A 26,975-nucleotide genomic window follows, 5' to 3' on the forward strand; every position below is an offset into this window, starting at 1 on the left:
TGACGGTAAACTTTTAAATCATTCGGTGCTCTAGGCTCTGGCGCATTGAATGGATTTAAATTTAAACGTGACGTTTGACTTTTTTCTGGAATCAGGAACAGATAAAAACTGAATATTAACTAACGTAATAGCTCAGCCTCTATTGAGGCTACCACAAAAAGCAGGACTGAGCACTTACTAAGAAGAGATGAATAATGCGAGTCACGGACTACTTGCAGTATGACGCTCATGATTTGGCTGAATTGATAAAAACAAAAAAAATCAGTGCACATGAGGTACTGGATTGCGCTATAGCACGTCTGCAGGAAGTCAATGGCAAACTTAATGCGATTGTCACTGACTGTTCTGATTTTGCAAAAGCACAATTGCAAAAACTTCAAGGGACAGAGCTCTTATATGGCGTTCCCGTGCTGATTAAGGATCTCGGATTTTCCATTGCAGGCATAAGAGATACGGCCGGCTCGAAATTTTTTTCCCATAACATAGGTCAGGCGCACAGTGATTTTATCCAACGGCTATTAAACCTTGGCTGTTTGCCTTTGGCCAAAACCAACATACCAGAATTGGGGCTTTCCTACGTGACCGAGCCTCAGCTCTTTGGCCCCTGCCGTAATCCTTATGATCTTGAGCGGACTTCGGGAGGTTCATCAGGTGGGTCTGCTGCCGCTGTCGCAGCCGGTATTGCCCCTATTGCCACGGCAAGTGACGGAGGTGGTTCAATCCGTATACCGGCTGCCTGTTGTGGGCTTATTGGCTTTAAACCGAGTAAAGGGTTGATGCCAACGGGCCCCTGGACAGGGGAGTCCTGGTCAGGTCTGGCCGCCAGCCATGTTCTGACTCGCAGTCTGCGTGATTCAGAATTGTTGTTTCATTTAATGTCAGAACTGGATTTAAAGCGCCCGCAATATTCCTCATTGACCATCGCTCGCCTTAAAGGTGCATTTGCTCCAGTGCCTGTGCATCCTGCCTGTTTAAAAGCCACACAAAAAATTGAAGAGCTGTTAAAACAATTGGGGCATCAAATTCATGAGTACCCCCTGAACCTTGACTTGGAAGCAATCGGTGAATGCACGCTTATTCTGATAGCAGCAAACACATGTGCTGAAATTGAATTGCAGCAGAGCCGCATGAAACGAAAAGCCAAAAACAGCGAACTTGAGCCTGTGACGTGGGAGTTTTTTCAGCGTGGCAAAAAGTTATCAGCCACCGATCTTATTCAGGCTAAAAATCGACTATACCAATTGACCCGACCCGTTCATCAACTACTCATGGAGGCAGATATCATATTAACACCCGCTCTTGCACAATTGCCGCTGTTCATTAATAAATTGAAGACAGATGATGAATTCGAGCGCTACCTGCAAAAAAACCTCGCTTTTAGCCCTTTCACTTCACTGTTTAATCAGGCGGGACTTCCAGCGATGAGTTTTCCGGTACTTTATCACGAACACTTGCCTGTTTCAGTGCAAATAGCTACGGCCCATGGCAAAGATGCCTTGTTGTTTACTCTTGCCCGTGAAATTCAATCGTTGCTGCCTGATTTCAGCAAAGCGAAATCATGTATAGGCAAATCATCATGAAAAAAAAAGCGATGTTAACTTATTTTACTGAGTATGAGCGCTTTTTTCCCTTTTTAGCCTGGTGGCCTGAGCTGAAACACTGGCCAATATTACGCGCCGATTTAATAGCGGGGATAAGCGTTGCCATGCTCTTGATTCCACAATCCATGGCTTATGCCAGGTTGGCCGGATTACCGGCGTACTATGGTTTATATGCGGCTTTTATCCCACCCATTGTGGCTTCTCTTTTCGGTTCATCACGGATATTATCCACAGGTCCGGTAGCCATAACCTCCCTGATTACTGCAGCGGCCTTACAGCCCATCATCGCAAGCGGGACGTCGAACTATTTGTTATATGTCATTCTCTTAACTTTAATGGCCGGCGTCATCCAATTATTATTGGGTATCTTACGGCTCGGCATTGTACTTAATTTTGTTTCTCATCCCGTATTGCTGGGTTTTACCAACGCAGCAGCGCTCATCATTGCCACAGCCCAACTGGGCAGCCTGTTAGGCGTTCCTTCTTTATCCTTTTCCCGTCATTATCAAACGGTATGGCAGGTGTTAACGGATTCCTTAAACAATACCCATTGGCCAACCGTAGCCATTTCTCTGGTGGCTTTTGTAAGCATTGCCATTTGTCGAAAATTCTGGCCGCGATCGCCGCGAATTCTGGTCGCGGTCATTATAACCACTTTAATATCCTGGTTATCGGGTTATGAAAAATCAAAAGTCATCCATATTGAAAACATCATCAGTGATCCTATACGGGAAATGTTGAGCAGTTACCAAAGGTATCCACAAGAATTCCGGCAGTTATCGCAAACGGTTGAGGAAACCATGAAAAAACTGCAAACCTCCATTAAGGAAGCCGGAGAAACCGCTGAGAAAACAGCACAAGCGATGAATAAAGTAAGTGAGGCCAAGTGGGAACTGGAGCGCCGCATGATTAAGCATAACTTAAATGCAATCCATATCCAGCAATTAAGGCTACGTAAAGTTACGACCAATGATAATCACTCTGGTTATGTGGTTGCCAATAACATGACTCCAATAGGAAAGATGGCCTCTCAATCGTGGCGCGTAGCGCAAATCGATGATAAGGGGCAGGTGACCATACAGGCAGGCGGAAAAATTGTGGGTAGTATCCCTAAAGGGCTGCCGGAATTTCAAATGCCTTCTCTGGAATGGGAAAGGATCACGCAACTTTTTTTAGCGGCACTGGTTATCGCATTAATAGGTTTCATGGAAGCCACAACGATTACACGATATCTTGCCACTGAGAGTAAAGAAACACTGGATGTCAATCAGGAATTGATTGGTCAGGGATTAGCGAAAATTACAGGAAGCTTTTTTCAGTCCATGCCAGTGTCAGGAGCATTTTCTCGCACGGCAGTAAATTTTAAAGCCGGTGCAAAAACTGGCTTTTCTTCTATCTTTGCCGGTTTTATTGTCATGCTTGTTTTGTTATGGCTAACACCTTTATTTTATTATTTACCGATAGCCACCTTGGCTGTTGTGATTATTATCGCCGCATTAGGGCTTCTTAATTTCAAGGAAATGATTAAGATTTACCGTGTGGATATCAAAGAAGGCGTTGTCACATTAACTACTTTTATCTTAACACTTATTCTTGCACCCAAACTTGAATACGCTATTTTACTCGGCATGCTGATCTCATTAGGCGTATACCTTAATGAATCAAGGAAACCGCGTTTTAATGAACTTACCCGCAATGAAGCCGGCGATCTTGTAGAAGCTTCTCCTGAGGAAGAAACCTGTTATCTCATCAGTTTGATCCGATTTGGCGGATCACTTTATTTTGCCAATGCCTCCTATTTTGAGGATAAAATCCTTAGGCTCATTAAAGAGAAACCAAAATCAAGATATATCATTGTCGATTGCGTCAGCATTAACAATATCGATGCAAGTGGTGTGGAAACACTGCGCAATCTGTATCAACGCCTCGATGAAGCCGGTATAGAATTATGGTTTACTCGTCTGCGCCAACCGGTTCTGCGTGCCCTTGAAAACGGGGGATTGGTCGAGTTACTGGGTCAACACCACTTCCATAAAAACAACGAAGTAGCTTTGAATCTATTAAGCGAATACCTTGGGGCAAAGCATATGAACACATGTCCCCTTGCCCAAAAGACATAGATATACCTTACACTGCAGGGATAAACGCATCTAATAGTGCAATGTAAAATCACTATACCCACATTCCGCGTTTTATGTACAGAATCCAACATAGTGCTTGATATGAGCTCGTATGGATGCTGTGCATAAAGTATAACAGGTAGGCAAAGAGGGGCTTTTGTGATCGTTTGCCCCGCCTTGCACTACCCTGATATCGCTATTTTCAAAAAATTAATATATAATAAGAGGACTTGTTGTATAAAAATTTTCGGTTAAAATCTTGCTCCATAGAAAGCTCCCTCCTATAAACAGTAGTGAACTTATTATGTTAACGGCATTGTATTTTTATCGATCTTCTTTATCACAAGTGATAGTTTAAAATTTAAAATTGGAAATAAAAATGTCAGCAAAAGAAACTGGCCACGTTAAGTGGTTTAATGATGATAAAGGTTATGGCTTTATCAGTCGGGAAAATGGTCAAGATGATGTCTTTGTTCATTTTCGTTCAATCGTCAGCTCCGCAGGCCGAAAAACATTACATGAAGGCCAGCAGGTTAAATTTATAGTCACCAAGGGGACCAAAGGTCTGCAAGCTGAAGAAGTTGAAGCGATTTAAAACCCTTGTATTTCAATCCCTTCTTCCTGCAGAAGCTCTGCAGGAAGATTCTCTACACTTGTCAAAAAAATCTTTAAATATAAACGTTTTTGTATTTAAATATTCATGTTAAGCAGCACAGGACACCAAGGATCGGCAGTCAATGGTTAAGACCTTATAGACCGGCTGATTTAAATTGAGCTCAGGATGAACCCTATGAATAAACTGATTTCCTTCTTGTTCATTATATTCTCTTTTAATTTAAACGCTTCTATTCTTGTCAGCGGTTATTTTGAAGCAAACCAATCCTGCCCGGCTTTTCTCTCCAAAAATAAAAAAACCAATCCAAATGATTTACATGTTGAGAAACAACAACGCTACACCCTACGGGAAATCAATCGACTTTCCCCTGACTGGTTACGTATAGAAATTCCTGTTCAATCCTCATCCTTCCGTTGGGTCCATGCCGAATGTGGTCAATTTCAATATCAGATACAGGAAAATGGCGATTGTGAAATGAAGCCTGGATTGGCAGATTCCTATGTTTTGGCGCTCAGCTGGCAGCCGGCTTTTTGCCAAACCTACGGTTATGAAGCTGGAAAACCGGAATGCCTGAATCTATCAGAAACATCCTACGCCTCGCATCATATGACGCTGCATGGATTATGGCCCAATCAAAAAGCCTGTGGGCAGAGCTATAGTTATTGCGGCGTTGCGCCACAAAAAAATCATTGTTCCTATGCTCCGGTTGAATTAGGTCCTGTCGTGGCCACCCATTTAAAAGAACTGATGCCCAGTTATGCCTTTGGCAGCTGTCTCGAACGCCATGAATGGAATAAACATGGCAGTTGTCAGGTTCTTTCAAGTGATGATTATTTTTCCCTGGCCATGCGCCTGGCTCGTGAAGCGGATAATTCCACAATGGGTGAATATCTTCGCGAGAATAGAGGGCTGAGCATCAAGCAACAACAGTTAAGACAAAAAATACAGGAAGCCTTCGGGCAAAATGCAGATCAAAAAATTTATCTGGGATGCAAAAACGGTATGCTCGTTGATATTTTTATCCAATTACCTGTTCTTATACCTGAGCAGCAACCTCTATCCGTGCTGATAGCCGACGCTCCAAAAACGGATCGTTATAGCGGCTGTCCGGATCATATCTGGATTTCTGATTTTAAAAACGGTGATCGGAGTTGAGGTTTAATTTTTGACAGGTTCATGTGCACACACAAAATATTTAAAAATAACCAATGTGCTGCGACATTTTTTAAAAAGAGCGCCTGTCAAAGCGAGTGAAAACAATTTCGACTTTATGAGTTTTTTCCGCTTACGAATCGCTGCGGCGTCCATCACCAGTATATTTATCAAAATCCAATGTTATCCAAGACTTTGATAAATAGGATTGGCCTTTTATGGACCTCGTGGTCAAGCCACGGGGATTCGTAAATTTTTCACAAAGCCTGACTCTTGCGAATTCAGGCAAACTACTCTAATGTAGAATGATTAAAAACATTGGAATACAGTGATGTTGACTCGGACTATTTCACTCATATCTATTTTTATTCTGCTCTGCAGCTGCGCCCATAGACCAGCTATCTTTTCCCCTCGTATCAAAAAAGCAGTCAGCAAGAGCGTCCTTACCAGTAAACCTGTACGTGCGAAACAGGTAAAAAAAGTCAGTGGCTTTAACAGTGTAGATGTGGAAGGTGTTATTGATGTCAGCCTGCATAGCGGGTATTCCAAGCCCCAAGTGATACTTTATGGAGATCCGCGAGATTTAAAACAGGTACAAGTTTTTGTAACAAACCAAAGACTTTACGTCAAAGTAGGTAAAGGTTATCCGGATTGTGGACGCATTACCGCCGTTATTCATGGGCATCGACTTTATGCTTTTAAATATAAAGGCGTTGGCGTGGTAAAAGGCACAAAGCTCAATTCATCTTCTCTCGCTCTGGACATTGACAATGATGGCAGCACGATTTTAAAAGGGCATCTTGCTTTAACCTCGTTGAATATCAGCGGCAAAGGCTCTACCCAAATCCACGGTATCAGCAACCGTGGTTTACGCATCAACATGAAAGGAAAGCCGCGTGTTCAACTGACCGGCCAAACGAGTCTGACCAGTCTGAATCTGACAGGATCTGGCTGGCTTAGCCTATATTGGGTGAACAGTCCTTTTCTCAGAGTCTGTGCTTACGGCAGCGCTAAAGCACAATTAGCTGGAATTGTGGATGAGCTTCATGTTGAACTCTGGGACTCAGCCAAATTTAAAGGACGCTATTTGCGAGCAAACCGTACATTTGTAAAAACCCATCAACGTTCCATTGCAGAAATCAGTACGCTGAAAAAGCAACACAGCTTAGCCAGCGACGCCAGTGACATTTATTATTATAACATCCCTACCATGCAGACCAATTTCATGGCATTCAATGGAGCGGTGCTGGATATGCGTGAATGGCCGCAACATGACCTGGAAGAATATGATCGTTATAACAAACACATTCCGTAAGCTCTCTTTCATACAGCATGAAAAATGGCTGATAGAAAATGCTTATTTGTTGACTTATGTTATTTAATCATCGGCAACAATGGCTGTTGGGCTTGATCATTCATGTATTGAATGATCTCTTCAAAGTCGTTATCCATAGGCAGCACATGAGCTGAGTTTTTCAGCCAATGAATATTTGCATTGGGTAAGGATGAAAAGAATGCACTGACTTTATGGTTATCCACCACGATATCATGACAACCCAAAAAAAGTTCAATTGGATACTCAGGAGGCTGCCAACGGAACTCGTCAATCAAAACAAATAGTTCCTTAATCGATTCAAGAGGTAAACGACGATAGGCTATTTCAGTATGTTCTTCATGCAATAAATTGCCTGCTGCATTTCTTACCTGGCAAAAACCTAACCAACGAAAAGCACGGGCCAGTTTTAGAATCGCTTTTACATGCAAGTGCAGTGCAAGTGCCGGGGCAAATAAATACAAACGATGGAATGGAAAGCGCTCACTGAGATAGCAAGCTATTAAGCCACCAAGAGAAAAACCGAGCAAGTCCACCTGCTTATAATCCTGCAATAATGAAGCACATATCTTTTCGGCGCTCATCAGCCAATCCATGGCCTTTACCCGCGAAAAAGCATCTATAGTATCCATATGCCCCGGCAAAACAGGAGCAATAATGGCATCATAGTTTAATAAGTGAGGGAGCATATAGCGAAAAACGGCCGGTGAAGAGGAAAAACCATGCAGCATTAGCAGGGCATGATTTTTTTCTTTACCTATGTAATGAACAGGCTTTAAAAAACGTAAATCACTGTCTTTTAAAGCAGCAACTTGCTTGCCGCGGCGCATGTGGCGAAAATCATCTCTCTTCATTCCTGAAACCCTTCAGCCAATTGCAAATTATATGTAAATAAACATAAAGAAAAAATGTTTACACGTTTCCTTTTGTTAAAATAAGAATACATGGATAATGGATTTCATGACAGATGTAGAGAGCATTTTATTTAAACTTTAAGTGCTAATACAATTTTATCAAAAAGTTTAAATAAAAATCTTTATGTACTATTATAGTATTAATAATCACTTAATTAATCCATATTTAAGAGTAAATACAAATGACTGAAGAGAAAAAAGATACAGCACCCGAGACACCTGCGCCTGAAGAGAAAAATGAATCCGCACCTGCGCCTGAAGAGAATAAAGCCGCACCTGAACCTGAAGAAAGCGCACCTAAACCTGAAAAAAAGACACCCAAGGGGATGACTTTTTCAGAAGCCGCGAAGCTTAAAGGCGATAAACTACTGCAGCAATTCGGCTATGATCCCGACATTAAAGATAATGAGGCACGCCAAGAATCGGCCAAAAATGCTTATAAAAAAGCAGCGTTATTTTTTCATCCGGATAAAAATAAAGATAATCCTGAGGCCAGTAGAGAAGGATTCGACAATGCGAGAGCCGCCAATGACTCCATACAGGAAAAGAAATCAAATAAATGGGTGCCTCAACCGAAAAATGAAAAAATGCCCTTTGAGGAATTCGTTAAACTTGATGGCGAGGATATTTTAAAACAGTTTGGTTTTGACCCAAACGAAAAAGATCCACGACGACGTCAGCTACAGGCAAAAGCAGCCTATGAGGGTGCCTCTGCCTATTTTAATGACAAAAAGAATGAGGACACTGCAGAAGCGGCTCAAAATGGATTGCAAAATGCCCAAAAAGCCATGCAAAATATAAACACGTCCCAAAATCAGTCTCCGCAACCTCAAAAAACTGAAGCGAAAAAAGCAACAACGGAAGAAGATCCGGAGTATGATGAGGACGAAGAATACGATGAGGATGAGGAGTATGACGAAGATGAAGAGTATGACGAAGATGAAGAGTATGATGAGGATGAGGAACTGGAAGAAGATGAAGACCTAGAAGAAGAAAAGAAAACTGATAAAGAAGAAATGCAGCTTGCCACAGCAAATGAAGAAAAGCCAGAAGGTAAAGAAGAAACCAAGGCGAAAGCTAAACCCAAGTCCAAAAAATCAGATAAAGATGAGAAGAAGAACGATGAGGAGGAAAAAAAACCCGAATCCTACATGGATAAGCTGGTTGACGATAAACTCGACACCATTGCAAAAAATATTATGGAAATGGCAGTAGAATTATATCAGTTCGCAAAGGAATTAAATAATGATTTAGGTAACTTGGCGAAGGGCATTGGTAATGCTTTAAAATCAGCTATGCAAAACAAGGACACAAAGTCTGAAGAACAAAAACCAGAAGAACAACAACCTGAAAAAACTCAGCAAGAAGAGCCAGATACCGACCTTGCACTTACTGGGGATGAAGATAAAGATCCTGGAGATGATTTCGAGGAAGACGTGGACTTAATCGAAGGAGCTGACAAAAATGAGAGTCCTGCCCTAGAGGCATCCTCTGTCGACTCTCAGACTGCTCCAGAGGTAGATAATAACCAGCTCGCCTTGTTAGAGGATACAACTACTCAGAAAGATTCGTCGCAAGAACCATCACCAGCAATAGAAGAAACAGCAGAAGAAGGGGCATCCCTGGGGATTTGAGGTACCCCAGAATGCCTGAAACTTCCTATTTCCCGAGCAGGGCTGAGCAACTTACTAACCCAAAAGCTTATGTGGTAAACTTTCAGTTCGACCAGCAGGAGTAACCACGACATAATTTAATTTTCGTTGCAATTCCGAGATGGTGTCGGCACCTGCATAGGTAAGTCCCGAACGAAGACCGCCAATGATATCGGCTATGATCTGATCTTGAACATCGCGATAAGGAACTTCTGTCGCCACACCTTCCGCCGTTTTCCACTCATGCATTTGGCCGAGAAATTCTTCCTGGGCCTCTCTTGAAGCCATGCCCCGGTAAAATTTGACTTTGGAGCCATCTTCTTTCTCGACGATTTTCCCTGGAGTCGGCCCTGTTCCGGCCAGCATCCCCCCTATCATGACAAAATCAGCGCCGAAGGCAAGGGCTTTCACGATGTCTCCTGAAGTGCGAATACCGCCGTCAGCAACGATGGAACGATCACTGCGTGCACAATCTTGAATGCAGGTCAGCATGGGAATGCCAAAGCCGGTTTTGATACGTGTACTGCAGACAGAACCGCCGCCAATACCGGCTTTAATGATATCCGCCCCGCATGAGGCCAGATAATCAGCACCGGCATAAGTAGCCACGTTGCCCGCCATAATGCAGCGATCAGCAAGCAACTTGCGCAGGCTTTTCAATGTTTTACCGACGTATTTGGCATGCGCATGGGCCACATCCACACAAAAATACTCTGCACCGGCATCGCGTAAGGCTTCCGCCCGCTGTAGTTCCTGCTCAGAACATCCTACGGAAACAAAAACCTTCCCCTCACAATTTTTAAATTCTTTTACATTGCCTTCAATGCTTAAAAAACGATGTAAAACACCGATGCCACCTTTGGCATGCATAAAATTGGCCATTTTGCTTTCAGTGATGGTATCCATATTAGAACTCATCACCGGTAGCTTAAGTGACAGCTTGCTGCATCTGTCAGTCATTCCGATATCAACAACGCGTCTTGATTCATGATGATTGTAAGAAGGAACCAGTAGTACATCATCAAAAGTGATGGCTTCATTATGCATGTGTTTTTACCTCTATAGATGCTCAGCAGCATAATAAGCAAGCCTTGAACGCTCGCCACGCGTTAAAGTCATATGCGCACTATGCTCCCATGATTTAAATCGATCAACTGCGAAAGTTAAGCCGGATGTCGTTTCTGTCAGATAAGGCGTATCAATCTGCTTGATATCACCAAGACAAATAATTTTACTGCCTGGACCGGCCCGTGTCACTAAAGTTTTAATTTGTTTGGAGGTCAGATTCTGCGCTTCATCAATGATGATGTAGCGGTTTAAAAAAGTGCGGCCCCTCATGAAATTTAATGAACGAATTTTAATTTTACTCTGCAAGAGATCGGCTGTGGCATGGCGGCCAAAACTGCCGCCTTCCTGCGTACCATGCAATACTTCAAGGTTATCCATGAGAGCGCCCATCCACGGTGTCATTTTTTCCTCTTCCGTGCCCGGTAGAAAACCAATGTCCTCACCTACGGGAATGGTAACTCGCGTCATTAAAATTTCATTATAGCGGTTTTGGTCCAACACCTGAGTTAATCCTGCGGCGATGGTTAAAAGTGTTTTTCCGGTACCCGCAGTGCCTTGTAGGGTAACAAAATCAATATCAGGATTAAGCAATAAGTTTAAAGCAAAATTCTGCTCCCGATTACGTGCGGTAATGCCCCAGACGGCATGATTTGATTGTGTATAATCTTTTGCCAGCTCAACCACGGCACTGTCATCAGGCTCAAGGCGTTTCACCAAAGCCTGAAATTCATTATTTTCCGTGCTTAAACAATCATTAAGATTCCACCGGCTGACTAAAGGTCCCGTCACACGATAAAATGTTTTCCCGCTTTCCTGCCAGGCTTCCATATTTTTCGCATGCGTATCCCAGAAATTATTGTCCAGAATATGTAAGCCGCTATGCAGAAGGTTAACGTCTTCAAGAACACGGTCATTGTAATAATCTTCTGCGGGAATACCTAAAATCCCGGCCTTGATACGCAGGTTAATGTCTTTGGAGATGAGAATCACTCTTTTTTTGCCAGCGTATTTCTTTTGCAGCCCCAAAGCAGTAGCGAGAATCGTGTTATCCACTTTATTACCCGGCAAGGAAGAAAGATGAACCTGATCAAAATCATCGGTCTGGAAAAACAGACGACCGCGATATTGAGCCTCATCTGTATTCATATAACCGGGTACCGGCAAGCCTGCAACCACTTCATCATGGGTGGCGTGATTCATCAATTCGACCAGCATACGGTTCGTCTGTCTGACATTTCGCGCCAATTCAGACATTCCTGTTTTATGGCTATCCAATTCTTCAAGAACCACCATAGGTAAGTAAATATCATGTTCTTCAAAACGGTAAATGGCCGTTGGATCATGCATTAATATATTGGTATCCAGAACAAACAGCTTATGTTTATCATTATCCATTATTTATCCTCTCATCCTGCCCTGCTTTATCGTGAGGAGGTCGAAACAGACCCTCACGCATATTTTTTTTATCTAAGAAAGGACGATTATTCGATTTATCACGGCAAAACTCAAGTTTGATGTTAAAACTCTACTTATTGGAGATAGATTGTTGCAGCTTTTTTAATGTGGCCAGAACTTCATCGACATGCCCTTTGACTTTGACTTTTCGCCATTCATGGCGTAATACGCCTTGTCCATCAATGATAAAAGTGCTTCGTTCAATTCCCAGTGCCTGCTTGCCAAACATGGATTTCATTTTAATGACATCAAATAACTCACATAGCTTGCCTTCACCATCGGAAATCAATTCAAAAGGAAATTGCTGCTTTATTTTGAAATTGTTGTGAGATTTTAAACCATCCCGCGAAACACCGAAAATTTCGGTGTTCAATTCCTGAAACTGTGAATAAGCATCACGAAAACATTGTCCTTCAGTGGTGCAACCTGGCGTAGAATCTTTAGGATAAAAATACAAAACAAGCCATTTTCCTGCATAATCCGCCAAATTGGCAGAAAGATTGTTGGTGGCCATAAATTCACATTCAATTTTATCACCGATTTTCATAAAAACTCCAAAACACGGGTAATTGACTTCCGGCAAGAGGAAATACCTATTGTCATTATAGTCTGTCCTATGGTTCATCGGATATGTTATAATCAATTTTTTGTAAAATGAACTCTAAGCTGATAATGACGGCCAAAGCCCAACAAAATGCCACAATCGCCATCAATAAAAAAGCCCGCTTTGATTATTTTCTTGAAGATGAATTTGAAGCTGGCTTAGTTCTCGAAGGCTGGGAAGTCAAAAGTTTGCGAGCAGGCAAAGTAAACCTCTCAGACGCCCATGTGATCATCAAACACGGGGAAGCTTTTTTATTGGGCGCACAAATTCAACCTCTGGCAACGGCTTCCACCCACATCACACCGGATGTTACCCGCACCCGCAAATTATTGCTTAACCGTAAAGAGCTTAATCAATTGATTGGCAGCGCTGAGCGTCAAGGATATACCATTGTGCCTTTATCGCTTTATTGGAAAAAAAATAAAGTAAAAATCAAAATCGCTCTCGCCAAGGGTAAAAAAACGCATGACAAACGAGACAGCATAAAGGAAAGGGACTGGCAGAGAGATCATGCAAGGCTTATGAAAAAATACCGCTAACCGGCCATGTAATAAAAAACATGCCAGCCGGCACAAATACGGTCTTGGCCCATCTTGCAAGCAATGCGCACTTAAAATTCGTTTAATCCTGAGGTAATTGAGGATATACTCGATTCAGGTTCTGATCAATTGCTACCCTGTCGTCAAAAACAAAACAATAACCCTGCCATAAAGAGTCGTCGTCATTCTGTTTCGCTTGCAAGTACTGGATAATTCCTCCCTGCAAATGATAAACTTTTTCAAAGCCTTTGCTTTTTAAATAAGCCGTTGATTTTTCACAGCGAATACCACCTGTGCAAAACATAGCAATGGTTTTATCTTTTTTATCCATCAAATGCTTTTCCACATAATCTGGAAAATCACGAAAATTTTCCGTGTCAGGATTGACCGCATTCTGAAAAGTTCCTAAGGTATATTCATAATGATTGCGAGTATCCACCACTACTACATTGGGGTTTTGAATCAGTTCATGCCATTCTTGTGCACTTAAATATTCCCCTGCGGATGTCCGGGGATCAATACCTTCAATACCCAATGTGACAATTTCTTTTCTTAATTTAACCTTGGCTTTCTCAAAAGGATTTTTATCGTCAAAGGTTTCTCTGAATTGCAAATCCTCAAAACAGCAATGACGGCGTAGAAATTGATAATATTCTGCCATCGACTCTCGAGTACCGGCAAAGCTGCCATTAATACCTTCCTCAGCTAAAATAATCGTCCCTTTTAGCCCAAGTTGTTGCATTTTTTCAAGGAGGGGTTCGCGTAAGGCTTCAAAATCATCAAGCGGAATAAATTTATAAAAGGCAGCAATAACGATATCTTTCATTTTTTTACCAGATGTTACCATTTCTGAACGAATCTTATCATTAAAAGCTGCAAAACTTAGCATTTAATCATAATTTAGGCAATAGGAATGATAAGCAACGAATTGACAAGGTTCACTCGACAAGAGTAATCTGATGGATCAGGGAAATTATTTTTTGCACAAGTTTAAGGAGAAACTTATGTCAAAGCGCTCAAACCTTTTTAGCAGTATCCTTAGTTTTATGCTTTGTACTTCTTTATGTTTTGCTGCCCCCCCTGTAAAATCCATAGTGGTTTTTGGCGACAGTTTGTCGGATATAGGCAATACATCGCATTTATTAAAAAGCCTACGAAAAGATGAAAATCCTTCCTATCTTGTCCGCCCCCTAAAAGTGTATGTCATCAACAAAATGGAAGAATTCGCCGAAGAATACTATGTTCCGCAAATTCTTCTTGATGCCGGCATAAGGCAAGTCACTGAGTTCTTTGATTATCAACTTGCTCCGATGCTGGCTGATCTTATTGGCAGCATACGCCGCGTCCCTGTCCTGCCCGAAAAACCTTATTGGAATCACCGTTTTTCAAATGGCCGTGTCTGGTTTGAATACCTTGCCCCCATGCTGGGAATAGATAAGGAGGAAGAAGAGCAGTATATCAATAAAGCCTTCGGAGGTAGCTGGGCTATGACCTATAATCGTCAGTTAACCATCTGGAATTTTATTCAACACCCTCTTTTAACGCTGAAAACACTCATTAATGGCAAATTAATCCCTCCCAGTTTAGGTTTAATCGTACAGGCCTATCTGATGGAACATCAGCAAATCGATTCTCAAGCCCATTATTTTATTTTCAGTGGAAATAATGATTACGTGAATGCCCTCATCTTTGAAGACACTTACGAGCCAGAGGTCATGAATCGATACATAGACAATGTATTAAATGATCTTTCTGCCTCCATTCATAAATTATCCCAGGCAGGCGCCAGGCATTTCGTCATTATAGGTATTCCGCACGTTGGCAATACGCCCAAATTCATTCATACTGCCGAAAGTGCCATCCTTAATCAGGCTGTGGATCAACATAATCAGCGACTACAGCAGCTCATCACCGATTGGCAAGCCTCTTTGTCCAGTGTCGCGGATTTCATTTATATTGATGCACAAGATATTTTCTCCAAGGCATTAACCGAGCCAACCCGATACGGTTTTACCAATATCACTGATGCTTGCATTGACGTTAAATTGCCTATGTTTAATCTCATCGCAAGCCGCTCACCTTTTACTCATAATTATGTCCTGCAATATGCGCAAGTCTTGCAATATCGTCATCCGCAATTTACTCAGGGTGAAACTAATTATCATGTATGCCAGACACCGGAAAATTATCTGTTCTGGGATGAGATTCATCCATCAACCCGCGCCCACCATTATTTTGCCTATGAAATATGCCTTGCCCTAAAAGATAAGGGTTATGATACTCATTGCAATATGCCTACGTGAGAAAACTTTTGAAATGGCAGGGTAAACGCACCTAATAGCGCAAGCTCAGCAGGTAGGCAAAAGGGGAACTTTTGTGATCAAAAATCAGATGGATTTGTCCTGTTGAAGTGGTTAAACATTTGGTTAGCCACTTCCAACTGTGGCATAATGAGTGATTTTTGTATTTGAGGCCAGTTTCTAACTCATGTTACTCAGTACAGTATTTTTAGAAGATTTGCTTCACATGAGTTACTAAGAAGATCAAGTAAACGGTTACAATGGGGAGTAATAATATGTGCGGGATTATGGGAGCGGTTTCACAGCGTGATATCAGTAAAGTCTTGCTAGAGGGTTTACATCGTTTAGAGTATCGCGGTTATGATTCAGCGGGTATAGCCGTTATCGATGATCATTCCCAACTAAAACGCCTTCGAATGCAGGGGAAAGTTCAGGCTTTGACTGAGGCTCTGAAAGAAACCGCCATTGCAGGTCATACCGGCATTGCACATACTCGTTGGGCAACGCATGGTAAACCTTGCGAACTGAATGCCCACCCGCACCTCTCCCACGATGAAATTGCCATTGTCCATAACGGCATTATCGAAAATCATGAACGCTTACGCCAGGCTTTAGTTGAAAAAGGTTATGAATTTCTATCAGAAACAGATACGGAAGTTGCTGCTCATCTTATTCATTATCATTATCAACAACATGAAAATCTTCTGGAAGCAGTCCAGGAGGCCAGCGCAGAAATGGAAGGTGCTTTCGCTCTGGGTGTTATACATCAAAGGCGTCCGGATATGATTGTTGCAATACGCAAAGGCAGCCCCCTTGTCATTGGACTTGGAATTGGAGAAAATTTCATTGCCTCCGATTCGCTTGCCCTTCGCTCTTTTGCCCAATCCGTGATTTATCTTGAGGAAGGAGACAGTGCGATTCTGACCTTTGACGGCGTACAGATTTATGATAAAGAACGACATAAAACGCAACGCAAACCTCAACCATTGAGTTCGGACAATGAAGCTGTCAGCAAAGGGCCTTATCGGCATTTTATGTTGAAAGAAATCTTTGAGCAGTCCAAAGTCCTTGCTGATACACTTGAAGGCCGTATTTCAAGCCCGGAGGTACTAAAAGCCAGCTTTGGCGAACGGGCGGCTGAGCTTTTCCCGAAAGTCAAATACATTCATATCGTAGCTTGCGGAACCAGCTATCACGCAGGGCTTGTTGCTCGCTACTGGATTGAATCTTTAGCAGGCATTCCCACACAAGTGGAAATAGCCAGCGAATATCGATATCGAGATGTAGTGGTACCTGAAAACAGTTTATTTATCACCGTTTCACAATCCGGAGAAACAGCAGACACACTCGCTGCCTTAGCCAAATCCAGGTCAATGAATTATTTAGGCAGCCTTGCCATCTGTAATGTTGCCAGCAGTTCTTTAGTCCGTGAGGCGGATATGGTTTTTCTCACCCGTGCCGGCATTGAAATCGGCGTTGCTTCCACTAAAGCCTTTACCACGCAACTCGCCGCTTTTCTCATGCTAACTGCAGCGCTTAGTACCAGACAAAATAACACCCAACAAATTCTGGAACAATTACAGGAGTTACCTGCCTGTTGTGAACGTTCATTGCAAATGAATAAGAATATTGAAAAATTATCCACCTTGTTTGTCAACAAGGAGCATACTCTGTTCCTGGGTCGAGGCATGCAATATCCGGTCGCTCTGGAGGGTGCTCTAAAATTAAAGGAGATTTCTTATATCCATGCAGAAGCCTACCCTGCTGGAGAACTCAAACATGGTCCTTTGGCACTTGTGGATGATAAAATGCCTGTTATAGCGGTAGCTCCCAATGATGAACTACTGGATAAGCTGAAATCCAATCTGCACGAAGTCAGTGCGCGAGGCGGTCAGCTTTTTGTTTTTGTTGATGATTCTCGCGGATGGGAATCAAACGATGCCCATTTAATTAAAATTCCTGCTTGCGGTTGTTGGATCGCCCCCATCATTTATACCATACCACTGCAATTACTGGCCTATCATGTTGCCGTGGCCAAGGGTACGGATGTGGACCAACCAAGAAATCTGGCAAAATCAGTGACTGTTGAATGAATACTTCAAAAAATAAATGCAGTAAATCTTTTGACATTTTGCGAGCTTGAGGCAAAACGACTACGATAAAAGATAAGGGCACAGAACCTGACAAAATATCGCAATATCACTTCCAATAAGTATATAATAGTGTGCACCACCAAGAGGTGTATACAAATTTTCTATGATGTTTACGGGGATATGAATGACTCAAGAGAAGTTAAGGGGGGCTGCGGCAATCATCGCCCAGGAACTAAAAGCACAGGTAGCACAGGTTGAAGCCGCTATCCGACTTTTGGACGATGGAGCAACTGTGCCTTTTATTGCACGTTATCGAAAAGAAGCAACCAAAGGTCTGAATGATGTTCAGTTAAGATTACTGGAAGAACGTCTTCACTATCTTCGTGAACTGGATGAACGTCGCGCCTCCATTCTTCACTCCATACGTGAACAGGATAAGTTAACCCCCGAATTGGAACAGAACATACTGGCCGCAGATACCAAGTCCCGGCTGGAGGATTTATATCTGCCGTACAGGCCAAAACGCCGTACCAAAGCAATGATCGCTATTGAAGCTGGTCTTGAGCCCTTGGCAGTCAATCTCTTAAGTGATCCGACCATTGAGCCTGAACAATATGCGGCCGAATTCATTCATCCTGAAGCCGATATCCATGATGCAAGTGCCGCATTAGAAGGTGCACAGCAAATACTCATGGAACGTTTTTCAGAAGATGCCGCACTGATTGATCAAATACGTGAATATTTATGGCAACATGGAATTGTAAAGGCTGTTGGTACAAGCAAGAAAAAAGAGGAGAAAAACAAATTTTCTGATTACTTTGACTACGCCGAGCCTATTAAAAAAATACCGTCTCATCGAGCTCTCGCACTCTTGCGAGGAAGGCGAGAGGGGGCATTAAAGATATCACTGACCCTCCCTGAAAATGACATTGACTATGGTGAAAAAACCGTTGCCCATTATTTTCATATTCATGATCAGCAAAGAGCTGCTGACTCCTGGTTACTGAATACTGTTCGCATGACTTGGAAAATCAAATTGTTTACTAAGTTGGAATTGGAGTTATTAACGCGTTTACGGGAGATGGCGGATGAAGAAGCCATTAAGGTCTTCGCTCGTAATTTGCGTGATTTATTATTGGCAGCTCCAGCGGGGGCACAAGTCACCATGGGACTTGATCCAGGGATTCGAACGGGTGTGAAAGTGGTTGTTGTCGATGCTACAGGCAAGCTATTGGACTACACGACTGTTTTTCCCTTCGCACCTCAAAATGAATGGCATGCAGCCATGGCTGAATTGGCCAAAATGGCTGCCAGATACGAAGTTAGTCTCATCAGCATTGGAAATGGCACAGGTTCACGCGAAACAGAACGTCTGGTTGCCGACATGATGAAAATGTATCCCGATTTGCAATTGTCCAAATTAATGGTTAATGAAGCTGGCGCCTCAGTTTATTCAGCCTCTGAAATCGCCGCAGAAGAATTTCCTGAGTTGGATGTTTCTTTACGCGGTGCCGTATCAATTGCAAGGCGCCTTCAAGATCCTTTAGCCGAATTGGTGAAGATAGAACCCAGGTCAATTGGTGTCGGGCAATATCAACATGATGTTAATCAAACTCGGTTGGCCAGAAGTCTGGATGCGGTCGTGGAAGATTGTGTGAATGCAGTCGGCGTGGATGTAAATACTGCTTCAGCGGCATTACTGACTTATATTTCAGGGCTCAATGAATCTCTGGCAAAGAATATTGTCCAATATCGCAATGAACACGGCGCTTTTACCAATCGCGAACAATTTAAAGCCATTGAACGTATCGGAGAGAAAACCTTTCAACAGGCTGCAGGTTTTTTGCGTATACCTAATGGCGATAACCCTCTGGATAATTCAAGTGTCCATCCTGAATCCTATCCTCTGGTTGAGAAAATATTGGCAGATCACCAGATAAGCTTATCTGAAATGATTGGCAATAAAGAAGTGCTACATTCGATTAATGCCAGTCAATATATCAATGATAACGTGGGATTAAGTACCGTTCGTGATATACTAACGGAGTTGGAAAAGCCTGGACGTGACCCCAGACCGGAATTCAAAACCGCGCAATTTAAGGAAGGGGTGGAAGATATTCATCATTTACATGAAGGGATGATTCTCGAAGGTGTGGTTTCCAATGTGACCAATTTTGGTGCATTTGTGGATATCGGTGTTCATCAGGATGGCCTGGTGCATATTTCTGCAATGACGCATCGTTTTGTTAAAGATCCACGTTCAGTGGTAAAAGCAGGAGATGTTGTCAAAGTCAAAGTTCTGGATATCGACAAAGAACGCCGAAGAATCGGCCTGACCATGAAGCTGGAAGAAAACAAAGAGGCCATTGAAGTCAATAAAACCGCTTCAACGGCGCCTCAAGCCAGGAAAGCAAAAAAATCAACTCCCAAAAAAGATAAGCCTGCGCAAAACAAAAACACTCCTGCGAGCTCTAAAAAAACGATATTTAATACTGCCATGGCCGATGCATTAGCAAAATTAAAGCAAGGTATGAAATAATATGTCTGAGCCAAAAGGTGAAATTACCATTCAAACTTTGGCGATGCCGGCTGACACTAACGCTAATGGTGATATTTTCGGTGGTTGGCTGGTTTCACAAATGGACCTGGCAGCCGGGGTTCTGGCCAAACAGATATCCCGTGGTCGCGTGGCTACCGTTGCTATCCACAGCATGAGCTTTTTAAAGCCAGTACGTGTGGGGGATGTGATTAGCTGCTATGCGGATTTAGTTAAAACCGGCCGAACATCCATGACCATAAACGTTGAAGTCTGGGCAAAACCAGCGACTCAGCATACCCGTTATAGCGTAACAAAAGGTACTTTTGTTTTTGTCGCTATCGATGACGAGGGAAAACCAAGACAGGTGTAAAAATTCTCATGAGTGTAAGCAATCAAAACCTAGAGCAGCTAATCAAGCAAATGGCCGTCTTGCTGGATAAAAACGACGCTCCGGATCCCAACCTTTATGCCAGTTTTATACAAGAGCCTGAGCTTTCCTTTAAACTGGTCGACTTCATTAATGACTTAAGTGAAGAACAGTCACCTCAGAATATAAATTTATATTCCGCAGCCATCTTTGCTCTGGATCTCTGTGTCGCTCAATTGCAGTCTACCATTGAATTGCAATATAAACCTTCAATGAAAACGCTTGAACGCTTAATGAATTATATGGCAGAAATCATGAACCGAAGAAACCACTCAGTCAGTTTCTGGCTTCCTGCCTTAAATGCTTTTTATGAAACACATACTGAACTTACTTCCGCATTAAAAAATGCTTATTTTAATTTGGCCAGCGAAGAAGAAGACGCTAGCGATTATGATGATTTTTCTCATATTCATTCTATGAAAAACTTAATTGCTGAACTATCGGATTTAAGTGTTTTCGATATTACGGAAAATTTTTTCGCCCAAAGTTATGCCATGCCCTCAGATTTTTTTGCTGACTTGGTCATTGATTTATACAGCATTGAAGAAGGCCAGGATATTGGACTTTTAACCTTACTGCATCCGAAAAAAGAAGTCAGAGATATGATCATTGCTACGATGGATCAATTCATTGATGATATCGTTTTATCACCGATCTCTTTATCGCGACTGGAAGCTCTTAAGCATTGGTTTCCGGAAAAGACCCAGCTCCGATTCAGTCACTGGATAAAAATTCAGCGGAAAAAAGGTGTTGTCTTTGCAAAAGAAAAACAGGCTGAAAAAACCGAGATTAAGGTCAGTGAAGTGGATGGCAGTGGTTCGCAAGGGGTTTTTATTCACTACAAAAAAAATCGAAAAAACCGTTTGTGTGGACTCTTGTTCAGTCTACAGACAGGTATAAAAGATGCCTGGATTACACCGGATATAACAGCGGCCGATGTGAAACGATATTACCATGAAGCTTTTGATGACACCGTCACCCTTCGTCCGGTCGGCCTGGATTATCTTAAACAAATGTGCGAGCATTTTCTTGCCCTGACCATCGCCAAAGGGAATATTCCTGATCTGCACTTACTTGAAATTCAAGAATTATTAGGCCTGCAATTTCACCCCAAACAAATCGATGTTGAAGCTCTTATCGAAGAATTAGGTATACAAATCACTCCCTTCACGCCAGAGAATCTTGAAAACTCTCTTAAACGCTCCAAATCCTGGTCTAAAAATAAACGTTTTACCGAATCCTGGTTCGTAGAAAATGCTCATATTGATAAACTCGTCAACCGACATTGCAGCATTATAGAGGGAACTAAAGTCTGCAACTTTGATGAAGCCATGAAAGATGTTTTCAAAGAAGAAATGGAAGTGCAGCGTGAAAGATGGCTATTTCATTTTATCTGGCTTACCTTATGGTTAAAATCCAGTGCTCGCAAAAACGAAAAAATCTGGCAAGACAGTTTTTATATCGCCTATGCGATTAACCAAGGTCGTTCTTTAGATTCCATACCCATTATGCGGGATATTTGTTACCAAAGTGTCACCAACAGTGTTGAAACCATGCAGGAAAGGCGAACTCATTTAACTCAGGAATAAGTTCGACAGTGATTTCCTCAATCTCAGGAGCGTCATGGGGTTTAAAGACAATAAAGCAGAGTGGGACTAAGGCAGGGCTGTGGATAATATTGTTTATAAAATGGAATATAATGATATAAATTATGAAAACTCACAATTTAACTTTTTGAATAATAAAGTTTTTTGATTTTTCTTTTTTATTTTTTTCTTATAAAACGATCTGTGGATGACTGTATCCGCTATTGCTTGATATTAGCAACTCATGTTAGCAAGTTAAAGCGATTCGATTCATCAGACGGCCCCAGCTACCTCTCTTAAGTTATGCACTTTCAGCAATTAACTCTCGAGCATGAGAGAGAGTTTGCTCAGTAATGGTCAATCCACCCAACATACGGGCAATTTCTTTAATCCTTTCACTTTCAGGCAAAGAAATAATTTTGGAATACGTCTGTTGATTCTCATTCCGTTTTTCTACCATAAAATGATGGTGGGCCGCTGAGGCCACCTGTGCCTGATGAGTAACACAAAATACCTGCAAACGTTGTCCTAATTTACGCAATAATTGTCCTACCAATGCGGCTGTTGCGCCACCAATTCCAACATCCACTTCATCAAATAACAAGGTTGGTGTAGCCCCCCGCTGGGCTGTAATCATCTGGATAGCCAGACTGATCCTTGATAATTCACCGCCAGAGGCGATTTTTGCCAAAGCATCAGGGGACGCTCCCGGATTTGTACACACCTTGTATTCCACTTTATCGAGGCCGTGGGACTGCATCTTGTCAAGAGGGGTGAATTCTATTTCAACATAGCCTTTAGGCATGCCGAGTTTCTGGATATGTGTACTGATTTCTTCAGCCAGCTTTTTGGCAAAATGTTGACGCGATGCTCTAAGCTTCATGGCCGTTTGTTGATAACGGTCAAGCTCCTGTTCATATTGCTTTCGCAATTGCTTAAGGCGCGTTTCTGTGCCTTGTAATTCTTCCAGTTCTTTTTGTAACTGAGCCACATGTTCTGGAATCTTGTGTGCGTCAATATGATATTTTCTCGCCGCCTGGTGCAAAGTCCCCATTCTGTTTTCCACTTCCTGTAAGCGCTCAGGATCCAACTGGATTTGCTCGGAAAGCCTTTGTATTTCATCAATGGCTTCCTCACATTGAATCAAAGCTGAATTGATGAGCTCATTGGCATTTTTAACGGAGGATAACTCCTGAGGCAGATCTTTTAACAAATGCAGGATCTGACTTAGTCCAGAGGTTAAATTTAATGACTCTTCTCCGCTGAGTAAGGTCAGGATGTCCTGGCTACGCTGCAGATAATCCTTGGCGTGGTGTAGGAGTTGATGCTCTTCATGTAAAGCATTAAGCTCATTTTCCTGAACATGCAGGGAAATAAGTTCATCGATTTGAAACTGTAATAATTCACAGCGTTCAGAAGACGGTCCCGAATGCTGCAAATGCTCTATCTCCTGTTTGATTCCGGTGCAATTTTTGTAAAGATGTTGAACTTCAGCCAGCAAATGCTCATGCTGCGCATAGCGATCCAGTTGCTGTCTGTGAGTTGCATGCTGCATGAGCGTCTGATGCTGATGCTGTCCATGAATATGGACCAGCATTTCACTCAGTTCTTTTACTTTCTGCAAAGGAAACGGCTGTCCATTAATGGTGGATTTTGAGCGACCTTCAGCATAAAGGACACGGCGCAGGATCACTTCTCCCTCTTCGAGCCCCAGATCATGTCTGGTCAGCCATAAAGCGGGCTCAGTATCAGCCTCCACCAGAAAGCAGGCCGTAATGTCGCACCGGTGCTCGCCGTTGCGAATAACGGAAGAATCAGCACGCCCTCCTAAAGCAAGCATTAAGGCATCAATCATGATGGATTTGCCCGCACCGGTTTCGCCGGTAAAAGCCGTCATGCCTTCAGCAAAATCGAGTTCCAGTTCCTTAACAATGGCAAAATTTTCAATGCGTAAGTGGGTTAACATGATTTATCCCTGATATCTGGATTCCCATCCCAGTTTAATACGTAAGGTATCATAATAATGATAATCACACGGATGCAACAAGCGTAAATACTGGGCATTTTTTTCCACCGAAACCACTTGCCCTGCTTTCACCAGTCTGGATTCATGACCATCACAGCTTACCCTTAAATCCGCTTCGTTTCTTTTACTGATTTTTAGATCAATTTTGACCTGCCCATCCACCACCAAAGGGCGAGAGCTCAGGCTATGGGAAAACATGGGTACTAAGACCATTGCATCCAGGCGGGGATGCATAATTGGCCCGCCAGCAGAAAGAGCATAGGCCGTTGAGCCTGTGGGTGTTGCCAAAATCATGCCATCTGAGCGAAAATGACTGACCAACTGCCGGTTAATAAACACATCGAACTCGATGAGATGAGTTTCATTGCCTCGACTTAAAACCACATCATTTAAAGCATCGCCATGAAAATAAGTGTTTTCCTCATCGTGAATTCTTGTTTGCAATAAAAATCGAAGTTCTTCCTGATATTCACCCTCCAGAACAGGACTTAAATGTTTTTCCATATCCTGCGGTGAGATGTCCGTTAAAAAGCCCAAACGACCACGGTTAATGCCTATCACAGGAACATTCACTTTAATGGCCATACGAGCCGCCGACAGCAGGCTGCCATCACCACCCACCACAATGATCACATCCTGATTTTCACCCATCTCCTCACGAGGCAAAACAGGCTGTTTCAATTTAAAAGAGGAGGCCGTATCCACGTCAAGAAAAGCTTCGCATTTCTTTTTTTCCAGATAAGTTATCAGACGCTGCAGGCTCTCAAGCACATCTTCATTTGCCCGATGCTGCCTTGCATATAAAATGGCGCGCTTGAACCTTTGCTTCATGATCACCTTATTATTCTTTCAATTATATAACTCATGAGTTATGTAACCATCACACAACAACAAGTCTTTCCAGTTTACTTACATCTCATGCTACGCAGCTTCGTCTTTTTTGCATCTTTGGACATATTTGAAATTTTAAATGCTCATTTACCCCATGTAAACTGTGCTTTAAAATTTCAAATATGTCCAAGTCTTCTAAAAAATACTATGCTGCGTAACATGAGTTACATTTAAATTTACTGAGCAAGCACTCAATCCGCAGCACTTGCCGCTCTTGAACTGCGTTTGCGCTCGTGTTCTTTTAATTCTTTTTTACGCAGACGAATAGAGGCCGGAGTTACTTCCACCAATTCATCATCATCAATAAATTCCAGAGCCTGTTCTAAAGATAACTTGATGGGAGGCGTCAAAATAATATTTTCATCGGAGCCTGCAGCACGAATATTGGTTAATTGTTTTTCTTTAGTGACATTGACCACCAGGTCATTATCACGGGAATGAATACCGACAATCATGCCTTCATAACAAACGGTCTGCGGTTCTATAAACAAGCGACCACGCTCCTGCAGATTAAATAAGGCAAAGGCACGGGCCATGCCCTGAGAGTTGGCAATCAACACACCGTTAACTCGTTTTCCTATCCGACCCCGGACCGCTGGTCCATAATGCTCAAAGACATGATACATTAAACCGGTACCTGAAGTGCTTGATAAAAATTCGGTATGAAAACCGATCAGACCACGAGTGGGAATGATGTAATCCAAACGAACGCGTCCCTTGCCATCAGGAATCATGTTCTGTAATTCACCTCGTCGTTCGCCCAGTTTTTCCATGATGGCTCCCTGATGGACTTCTTCCACATCCACAGTTAAACGCTCATATGGTTCAAGCATCTGCTCGTTTTCTTCTTTCATGATCACTTCTGGCCTGGAAATCGCAAGTTCATAGCCTTCGCGCCGCATGTTCTCAATCAAAATTGATAAATGCAATTCTCCTCGTCCAGATACACGAAATTTATCCGGATCAGGAGTATCCTCAACGCGCAAAGCCACATTATGCAATAATTCCGTCTGAAGACGTTCACGTAGCTTACGACTGGTCACATATTTACCTTCCTGGCCGGCAAAGGGCGAATCATTCACTTGAAAGGTCATGCTGATGGTAGGCTCGTCCACCGTCAAAGCCGGTAAAGCTTCCACATGATTAGGATCGCAGAGCGTATCGGAAATATTTAAGTTTTCAATGCCGGTGACGGCTATAATGTCCCCTGCAGAAGCCTCTTCTATTTCAATACGCTCCAATCCTTGGAATCCTAATAACTGCAATAAGCGGCCACTGCGGATCTCTCCGTTTTTGTCGATGATTTTAACAGCAGATTTGGCTTTGATTTTTCCGCGGGAAATACGTCCTATGCCGATCGTCCCGACATAGGAGGAATAGTCAAGGGAACTGACCTGCATCTGGAAAGGGCCGTTTGCATCCACATCGGGAGCCGCCACGTGATCGACGATAGTCTGCAGTAAAGGACGCATATCCTGAGTTTTTTCATCCAGATCCAGTTTGGCATAGCCATTCAGCGCTGAAGTATAAACCACAGGAAAATCCAGTTGTGCATCCGTCGCTCCCAGATTATCAAACAAATCAAACACCTGATCCATGACCCAGTGCGGTCTCGCACCAGGTCTGTCAATTTTGTTGATAACGACAATAGGATGCAAGCCACGGGCAAAAGCCTTCTGGGTGACAAAACGGGTCTGAGGCATGGGACCATCTACGGCGTCAACCAATAGCAATACACTGTCCACCATGGAAAGAATACGCTCAACCTCACCGCCAAAATCAGCATGCCCTGGTGTATCCACAATGTTAATCCGATACCCTTGCCAATTGACACAGGTGTTTTTGGCGAGAATGGTGATGCCGCGTTCTTTTTCCAGTGCATTTGAATCCATAATCCGCTCAACGGCAGGAGCTCTTTCATTAAGAGTTCCGGTTTGTTGCAACAGTTTATCCACGAGCGTGGTTTTGCCATGATCCACATGAGCAATAATGGCGACGTTACGAATATGTTCTATCATTAAAAAAACCTTGTTAAGAAACTAAAAAAAGCGAGGCACAG

Annotated in this window: 20 protein-coding genes; 12 read left to right on the forward strand and 8 right to left on the reverse strand. The window is 42.7% G+C overall.

Annotation, left to right across the window (positions count from 1 at the left end; all coding sequences use genetic code 11):
* Positions 1-194: 194 nt before the first annotated feature.
* The 5 genes from E4T55_RS06310 (at position 195) to E4T55_RS06330 (ending at position 6,804) form a co-directional block, all read left to right on the forward strand.
* The gene (locus E4T55_RS06310) at positions 195-1,580 is read left to right on the forward strand and encodes an amidase (RefSeq protein WP_058500509.1); all 1,386 of its coding nucleotides are present in this window, start codon (positions 195-197) and stop codon (positions 1,578-1,580) included.
* Entirely contained in the window at positions 1,577-3,721 is a 2,145-nt protein-coding gene (locus E4T55_RS06315) for a SulP family inorganic anion transporter (RefSeq protein ID WP_058500510.1), read from the forward strand. The genes E4T55_RS06310 and E4T55_RS06315 overlap by 4 nt, the downstream gene beginning before the upstream one ends.
* Before the next feature lie 379 nt (positions 3,722-4,100).
* Entirely contained in the window at positions 4,101-4,316 is a 216-nt protein-coding gene (locus E4T55_RS06320; protein WP_058500511.1) for a cold-shock protein, read from the forward strand.
* Positions 4,317-4,511: 195 nt separating this feature from the next.
* Positions 4,512-5,492 carry a ribonuclease T2 family protein gene (locus tag E4T55_RS06325; RefSeq protein ID WP_058500512.1) on the forward strand — a complete coding sequence of 327 codons (981 nt, stop codon included), beginning with the start codon at positions 4,512-4,514 and terminating at the stop codon, positions 5,490-5,492.
* Between the two features lie 328 nt (positions 5,493-5,820).
* Positions 5,821-6,804: a GIN domain-containing protein gene (locus E4T55_RS06330; RefSeq protein WP_058500513.1), complete on the forward strand. Its 984-nt coding sequence runs from the start codon at positions 5,821-5,823 to the stop codon at positions 6,802-6,804.
* Positions 6,805-6,863: 59 nt separating this feature from the next.
* On the opposite strand, the gene E4T55_RS06335 is transcribed toward E4T55_RS06330, so the two are convergent.
* The gene (locus E4T55_RS06335) at positions 6,864-7,676 is read right to left on the reverse strand and encodes an alpha/beta hydrolase (protein WP_058500514.1); all 813 of its coding nucleotides are present in this window, start codon (positions 7,674-7,676) and stop codon (positions 6,864-6,866) included.
* Positions 7,677-7,918: 242 nt separating this feature from the next.
* Here E4T55_RS06335 and E4T55_RS15185 point away from each other — a divergent pair, with 242 nt between their 5' ends.
* A complete protein-coding gene (locus tag E4T55_RS15185; RefSeq protein ID WP_058500515.1) occupies positions 7,919-9,370 on the forward strand; it encodes a J domain-containing protein in 1,452 nt (483 codons plus the stop codon).
* Between the two features lie 54 nt (positions 9,371-9,424).
* Here the strand turns inward: E4T55_RS15185 and E4T55_RS06345 are convergent, their stop codons facing one another.
* From E4T55_RS06345 to E4T55_RS06355, 3 genes are all read right to left on the reverse strand, one after another.
* On the reverse strand, positions 9,425-10,435 hold the full coding sequence (locus tag E4T55_RS06345; RefSeq protein ID WP_058500516.1) for a guanosine monophosphate reductase: 1,011 nt from the start codon (positions 10,433-10,435) through the stop codon (positions 9,425-9,427).
* Between the two features lie 12 nt (positions 10,436-10,447).
* Entirely contained in the window at positions 10,448-11,851 is a 1,404-nt protein-coding gene (locus E4T55_RS06350; protein WP_058500517.1) for a PhoH family protein, read from the reverse strand.
* Positions 11,852-11,981: 130 nt separating this feature from the next.
* Complete coding sequence (locus E4T55_RS06355; protein ID WP_058500518.1) at positions 11,982-12,458, reverse strand: peroxiredoxin; 477 nt, start codon at positions 12,456-12,458, stop codon at positions 11,982-11,984.
* Between the two features lie 125 nt (positions 12,459-12,583).
* On the opposite strand from E4T55_RS06355, the gene smpB reads away from it, so the two are divergent.
* Positions 12,584-13,054, forward strand: coding sequence for an SsrA-binding protein SmpB (smpB, locus tag E4T55_RS06360; RefSeq protein ID WP_058500519.1), 471 nt, complete (start codon positions 12,584-12,586; stop codon positions 13,052-13,054).
* A gap of 82 nt (positions 13,055-13,136) precedes the next feature.
* Here the strand turns inward: smpB and trhO are convergent, their stop codons facing one another.
* Positions 13,137-13,880 (reverse strand): oxygen-dependent tRNA uridine(34) hydroxylase TrhO, encoded by a 744-nt coding sequence (gene trhO, locus E4T55_RS06365; protein ID WP_058500540.1) that lies wholly within the window; start codon positions 13,878-13,880, stop codon positions 13,137-13,139.
* Positions 13,881-14,058: 178 nt separating this feature from the next.
* On the opposite strand from trhO, the gene plaC reads away from it, so the two are divergent.
* From plaC to E4T55_RS06390, 5 genes are all read left to right on the forward strand, one after another.
* A complete protein-coding gene (plaC, locus tag E4T55_RS06370) occupies positions 14,059-15,357 on the forward strand; it encodes a lysophospholipase/glycerophospholipid:cholesterol acyltransferase PlaC (RefSeq protein WP_058500541.1) in 1,299 nt (432 codons plus the stop codon).
* A 272-nt stretch (positions 15,358-15,629) separates the two neighbouring features.
* Complete coding sequence (gene glmS, locus E4T55_RS06375; RefSeq protein WP_058500520.1) at positions 15,630-17,447, forward strand: glutamine--fructose-6-phosphate transaminase (isomerizing); 1,818 nt, start codon at positions 15,630-15,632, stop codon at positions 17,445-17,447.
* 184 nt (positions 17,448-17,631) lie between these two features.
* A complete protein-coding gene (locus E4T55_RS06380) occupies positions 17,632-19,986 on the forward strand; it encodes a Tex family protein (protein WP_058500521.1) in 2,355 nt (784 codons plus the stop codon).
* A 1-nt stretch (position 19,987) separates the two neighbouring features.
* A complete protein-coding gene (gene yciA / locus E4T55_RS06385) occupies positions 19,988-20,356 on the forward strand; it encodes an acyl-CoA thioester hydrolase YciA (RefSeq protein WP_058500522.1) in 369 nt (122 codons plus the stop codon).
* Between the two features lie 8 nt (positions 20,357-20,364).
* Complete coding sequence (locus E4T55_RS06390) at positions 20,365-22,002, forward strand: hypothetical protein (RefSeq protein WP_058500523.1); 1,638 nt, start codon at positions 20,365-20,367, stop codon at positions 22,000-22,002.
* Between the two features lie 298 nt (positions 22,003-22,300).
* Here the strand turns inward: E4T55_RS06390 and recN are convergent, their stop codons facing one another.
* The 3 genes from recN to typA form a co-directional block, all read right to left on the reverse strand.
* Positions 22,301-23,965, reverse strand: coding sequence for a DNA repair protein RecN (gene recN, locus E4T55_RS06395; RefSeq protein ID WP_058500524.1), 1,665 nt, complete (start codon positions 23,963-23,965; stop codon positions 22,301-22,303).
* Between the two features lie 3 nt (positions 23,966-23,968).
* Positions 23,969-24,856, reverse strand: coding sequence for an NAD(+) kinase (locus E4T55_RS06400; RefSeq protein WP_058500525.1), 888 nt, complete (start codon positions 24,854-24,856; stop codon positions 23,969-23,971).
* A gap of 251 nt (positions 24,857-25,107) precedes the next feature.
* Positions 25,108-26,934 carry a translational GTPase TypA gene (gene typA, locus E4T55_RS06405; protein ID WP_058500526.1) on the reverse strand — a complete coding sequence of 609 codons (1,827 nt, stop codon included), beginning with the start codon at positions 26,932-26,934 and terminating at the stop codon, positions 25,108-25,110.
* Positions 26,935-26,975: the final 41 nt, after the last annotated feature.

This window comes from Legionella israelensis, assembly GCF_004571175.1.
Lineage (GTDB): Bacteria > Pseudomonadota > Gammaproteobacteria > Legionellales > Legionellaceae > Legionella_D > Legionella_D israelensis.

Excerpts from the sequence above, each read along its gene's own strand:
- recN (WP_058500524.1), bottom strand. The coding sequence starts at position 23,965 with ATGTTAACCCACTTACGCATTGAAAATTTTGCCATTGTTAAGGAACTG.
- yciA (WP_058500522.1), top strand. The coding sequence starts at position 19,988 with ATGTCTGAGCCAAAAGGTGAAATTACCATTCAAACTTTGGCGATGCCG.
- E4T55_RS06380 (WP_058500521.1), top strand. The coding sequence starts at position 17,632 with ATGACTCAAGAGAAGTTAAGGGGGGCTGCGGCAATCATCGCCCAGGAA.
- glmS (WP_058500520.1), top strand. The coding sequence starts at position 15,630 with ATGTGCGGGATTATGGGAGCGGTTTCACAGCGTGATATCAGTAAAGTC.
- E4T55_RS06350 (WP_058500517.1), bottom strand. The coding sequence starts at position 11,851 with ATGGATAATGATAAACATAAGCTGTTTGTTCTGGATACCAATATATTA.
- plaC (WP_058500541.1), top strand. The coding sequence starts at position 14,059 with ATGTCAAAGCGCTCAAACCTTTTTAGCAGTATCCTTAGTTTTATGCTT.
- typA (WP_058500526.1), bottom strand. The coding sequence starts at position 26,934 with ATGATAGAACATATTCGTAACGTCGCCATTATTGCTCATGTGGATCAT.
- E4T55_RS06355 (WP_058500518.1), bottom strand. The coding sequence starts at position 12,458 with ATGAAAATCGGTGATAAAATTGAATGTGAATTTATGGCCACCAACAAT.
- E4T55_RS06315 (WP_058500510.1), top strand. The coding sequence starts at position 1,577 with ATGAAAAAAAAAGCGATGTTAACTTATTTTACTGAGTATGAGCGCTTT.
- E4T55_RS06390 (WP_058500523.1), top strand. The coding sequence starts at position 20,365 with ATGAGTGTAAGCAATCAAAACCTAGAGCAGCTAATCAAGCAAATGGCC.
- E4T55_RS06345 (WP_058500516.1), bottom strand. The coding sequence starts at position 10,435 with ATGCATAATGAAGCCATCACTTTTGATGATGTACTACTGGTTCCTTCT.
- trhO (WP_058500540.1), bottom strand. The coding sequence starts at position 13,880 with ATGAAAGATATCGTTATTGCTGCCTTTTATAAATTTATTCCGCTTGAT.
- E4T55_RS06310 (WP_058500509.1), top strand. The coding sequence starts at position 195 with ATGCGAGTCACGGACTACTTGCAGTATGACGCTCATGATTTGGCTGAA.
- E4T55_RS06320 (WP_058500511.1), top strand. The coding sequence starts at position 4,101 with ATGTCAGCAAAAGAAACTGGCCACGTTAAGTGGTTTAATGATGATAAA.
- E4T55_RS06330 (WP_058500513.1), top strand. The coding sequence starts at position 5,821 with ATGTTGACTCGGACTATTTCACTCATATCTATTTTTATTCTGCTCTGC.
- smpB (WP_058500519.1), top strand. The coding sequence starts at position 12,584 with ATGACGGCCAAAGCCCAACAAAATGCCACAATCGCCATCAATAAAAAA.
- E4T55_RS06400 (WP_058500525.1), bottom strand. The coding sequence starts at position 24,856 with ATGAAGCAAAGGTTCAAGCGCGCCATTTTATATGCAAGGCAGCATCGG.
- E4T55_RS06335 (WP_058500514.1), bottom strand. The coding sequence starts at position 7,676 with ATGAAGAGAGATGATTTTCGCCACATGCGCCGCGGCAAGCAAGTTGCT.
- E4T55_RS06325 (WP_058500512.1), top strand. The coding sequence starts at position 4,512 with ATGAATAAACTGATTTCCTTCTTGTTCATTATATTCTCTTTTAATTTA.
- E4T55_RS15185 (WP_058500515.1), top strand. The coding sequence starts at position 7,919 with ATGACTGAAGAGAAAAAAGATACAGCACCCGAGACACCTGCGCCTGAA.